We start from the raw sequence: 4,010 nt of genomic DNA, 5'->3' as shown, positions 1-4,010 counted from the left end.
GTACGTCCAGTACGAGGGCGCCCCGCCAACACGCCGATGCACGGCACCGGACGACGCGGGCTTGACCGGCAAGATCCGAAAGAGACGACCTAGGCGGGGGTCTGGTTGGAGAGGGCCACCGACAGCTCGGCGGCCACGCCCTGCAGGATCGGCACGAAGGACTCGGCCACGGCCTCGGTGACCCGGCCCGCCGGGCCCGAGATGGAGATCGCGGCGGCGGTCGGGGAGTTCGGCACCGAGACGGCGAGGCAGCGGACTCCTATCTCCTGCTCGTTGTCGTCGACCGCGTAGCCCGCCTTGCGGACCTGCTCCAGCGCGTCGAGGAAGCCCTCGGGCGTGGTGATGGTCTTCTCGGTCGCCGCCGGCATGCCGGTGCGCGCGAGGAGGGCGCGTACCTCGTCGGCGGGGGTGTGGGCCAGGAGCGCCTTGCCCACGCCGGTGGAGTGCGGCAGCACCCGGCGGCCGACCTCGGTGAACATGCGCATGGAGTGCTTGGACGGCACCTGGGCGACGTAGACGATCTCGTCCCCGTCGAGCAGGGCCATGTTCGCCGTCTCGCCGGTCTCCTCGACGAGGCGGGCGAGGTAGGGGCGGGCCCAGGTGCCCAGCAGCCGCGACGCGGACTCGCCGAGGCGGATCAGACGCGGGCCGAGGGAGTACCGTCGGTTGGGCTGCTGGCGGACGTAACCGCACGCCACCAGCGTGCGCATCAGGCGGTGGATCGTGGGCAGGGGCAGGCCACTGGCGGCGGAGAGCTCGCTGAGGCCGACCTCGCCCCCGGCATCGGCCATGCGTTCGAGCAGATCGAAGGCGCGCTCAAGGGACTGGACGCCACCGCTGGCGGCAGGGGTCTTTGAGGAAGCGTCGGTGGTGCTGGCGCTGGACGTCGGCACGGCGCGGTCCTTTCGGTGCTGGCAGGCAAGGGAGCAGCCTACCCGGCGGTCGGCGTCGGTCCCAGTGCTGGGGTGGGGGCCGTCGCCGCCGGTCAGAGGCGGTTTGTCCGGGTGGCGGACCTCCTCGGAAAGTTACCTGCCCAGTTCCCGGTGGTGGTAGCTACATTCTGGATAGTGAAATCCTAATTCCATCCTGTGGAAACATCCAATTGCAGTCCCGGTGTGTCAGTGGTCCGTCCGGGCGCTCTTGACTGGCTCCGGATCGCCGGGAAGACTCCGTCAACAGAACGTTGAATTTCGCTCTGTGGAAGTAGATGGGGAGGTTCCGGTGGCCGACGTGGCTGTGGAACTGGTACTGCGCTCGACGCGCGTCATCACCCCCGAGGGGACGCGCGCCGCCTCGGTGGCCGTCGCCGGCGGGAAGATCACGGCCGTGCTGGCGTACGAGGCCGAGGTACCGGCCGGAGCCCGGCTGGAGGACTTCGGCGACGACGTCCTGCTCCCCGGCCTGGTCGACACCCACGTCCACGTGAACGACCCGGGCCGCACCGAGTGGGAGGGCTTCTGGACGGCCACCCGCGCCGCGGCGGCCGGCGGCATCACCACGATCCTCGACATGCCGCTGAACTCCCTGCCGCCGACCACCACGACCGACAACCTGCGCGTCAAGCAGGACGTCGCCCGCGCCAAGGCGCACGTGGACGTCGGCTTCTGGGGCGGCGCCCTGCCCGACAACGTCAAGGACCTGGCGCCGCTGCACGACGCCGGCGTCTACGGCTTCAAGTGCTTCCTGTCGCCCTCGGGCGTGGACGAGTTCCCCGAGCTCGACCAGGAGCAGCTGGCCACCTCCCTCGCCGAGATCACCGGCTTCGGCGGCCTGCTGATCGTGCACGCCGAGGACCCGCACCACCTCGATGCCGCCCCGGTCGTCCCCGGCCCCAAGTACGCCGACTTCCTCGCGTCCCGTCCGCGCGACGCCGAGAACACCGCGATCGGCAACCTGATCGCCCAGGCGAAGCGGCTGAACGCGCGCGTCCACGTCCTGCACCTGTCGTCCTCCGACGCGCTGCCGCTGATCGCCGCCGCCAAGGCCGAGGGCGTCAAGATCACCGTCGAGTCCTGCCCGCACTACCTCACCCTCACGGCCGAGGAAGTGCCGGACGGCGCCAGTGAGTTCAAGTGCTGCCCGCCCATCCGCGAGGCCGCCAACCAGGACCTCCTGTGGGACGCCCTCGCGGACGGCACCATCGACTGCATCGTCTCCGACCACTCGCCCTCCACCGCGGACCTGAAGACCAGCGACTTCTCCACCGCATGGGGCGGCATCTCCTCCCTCCAGCTCGGCCTGCCCGCCATCTGGACCGAGGCGCGCCGCCGCGGCCGGACCCTGGAGGACGTCGTCCGCTGGATGTCCGCGGCCCCCGCCGCGCTGGCCGGCCTGACGCAGAAGGGCGCGATCGAGGTCGGCCGCGACGCCGACTTCGCCGTGCTCGCCCCCGAAGAAACGTTCACTGTGGACCCGGCCGAACTCCACCACCGCAACCAGGTCACGGCGTACGCGGGCAAGACCCTGCACGGCGTCGTGAAGTCCACCTGGCTGCGCGGTACGCAGATCGCCGACCACGGCACCCCGACCGAGCCCACGGGCCTCCTCCTCGAAAGGCAGAACTGACAGTGGCGATTGACTCCTTCACCGGCAACGCGAACCCGTACGGAGGCGGCGACCCGTACGCGGACTACCGCACCGCGGACTTCCCGTTCACCCAGTACGCGAACCTCGCCGCCCGTGAGCTGGGCGCCGGCGTCATCGCTGCCAACGACGAGTTCTTCGCCCAGCGCGAGAACCTCCTCATCGCCGAGGCCGCGCACTTCGACCCCGAGCACTTCGGCCACAAGGGCAAGATCATGGACGGCTGGGAGACCCGCCGCCGCCGTGGCGTCTCCGCCACCCAGCCCTGGCCGACCGCCGACGACCACGACTGGGCGCTCGTCCGCCTGGGCGCCCCCGGCGTCATCCGCGGCATCGTCGTCGACACCGCCCACTTCCGCGGCAACATGCCGCAGGCCGTCTCCATCGAGGGCACCTCGGTCGACGGCGCGCCGACCCCCGAGGAACTCCTCGGCGACGACGTGAAGTGGACCACCCTGGTCCCGCGCACCGCGGTCGGCGGCCACGCGGCCAACGGCTTCGAGGTGAACGCCGAGCAGCGCTTCACGCACCTGCGCGTCAACCAGCACCCGGACGGCGGCATCGCCCGCCTGCGCGTCTACGGCGAGGTCCTGCCCGACCCGAAGTGGCTCGCCGCGCTCGGCTCCTTCGACGTGGTGGCCCTGGAGAACGGCGGCTCCGTCCAGGACGCCTCCAACCGCTTCTACTCCCCGCCGACCAACACCATCAACCCGGGTCGCTCCCGCAAGATGGACGACGGCTGGGAGACCGCCCGCCGCCGCGACAACGGCAACGACTGGATCCGCTACCAGCTCGTCACCGAGTCCGAGATCCGCGCCGTCGAGATCGACACCGCGTACCTCAAGGGCAACTCGGCCGGCTGGGCCTCCCTCTCCATCAAGACGGGCGAGGAGGGCGAGTGGACGGAGTTCCTGCCGCGCACCCGCCTGCAGCCCGACACCAACCACCGGTTCGTCCTCGACGCCCCGGCAGTCGGCACCCACGTACGGATCGACATCTTCCCGGACGGCGGCTTCTCCCGCCTGCGCCTGTACGGCTCCCTGACGGAGACCGGCGAGGCCGCGCTGACCGCCCGCCACCAGGAACTGGGCGGCTGACGCCACCCCGCACGACCGCCCCGGGAGCCGACACTCCCGGGGCGGGCTCGGTTGGGGTGGGGCTCGGTCGGGGGTGGGGGCCGGTTGGGGTGGGGGCGGGCGCGCGCCGGGGCGTCTCCTCGGGCGCCGAATGTGACGAGAGGTCGGATACCTCGGCGGCAGTGCGTTCGGCACCCTGCGGGGATCACCCCGACACACACCCACCCCCCCCCCCACCCACCCCCCCCCCCCCCCCCAGCCCCAAAACACCCCCCCCCCCCCAAAACACCCCCCCCCCCCCCCCACGCGCCGGGGGCGGGGCGGAGCCCCGCGCCGGCACCCCCCCCCGCC

3 protein-coding genes are annotated in these 4,010 nt (G+C 71.7%); 2 read left to right on the top strand and 1 reads right to left on the bottom strand.

All coding sequences use genetic code 11. The features are described 5' to 3' along the window. Positions 1-89 precede the first annotated feature (89 nt). The gene (locus tag ACFYP3_RS37180; protein ID WP_030715241.1) at positions 90-893 is read right to left on the bottom strand and encodes an IclR family transcriptional regulator; all 804 of its coding nucleotides are present in this window, start codon (positions 891-893) and stop codon (positions 90-92) included. Positions 894-1,230: 337 nt separating this feature from the next. On the opposite strand from ACFYP3_RS37180, the gene allB reads away from it, so the two are divergent. Both allB and alc read left to right on the top strand, forming a co-directional pair. Further along, entirely contained in the window at positions 1,231-2,565 is a 1,335-nt protein-coding gene (gene allB, locus ACFYP3_RS37175; RefSeq protein WP_388842515.1) for an allantoinase AllB, read from the top strand. Positions 2,566-2,567: 2 nt separating this feature from the next. After that, entirely contained in the window at positions 2,568-3,680 is a 1,113-nt protein-coding gene (gene alc, locus ACFYP3_RS37170; protein ID WP_388842513.1) for an allantoicase, read from the top strand. Positions 3,681-4,010: the final 330 nt, after the last annotated feature.

This window comes from Streptomyces sp. NPDC005533 (assembly GCF_042871845.1).
Taxonomy (GTDB): domain Bacteria; phylum Actinomycetota; class Actinomycetes; order Streptomycetales; family Streptomycetaceae; genus Streptomyces.
Note: the sequence above shows the minus strand (reverse complement) of the source record. Positions and strands in the feature narration are given on the sequence as shown.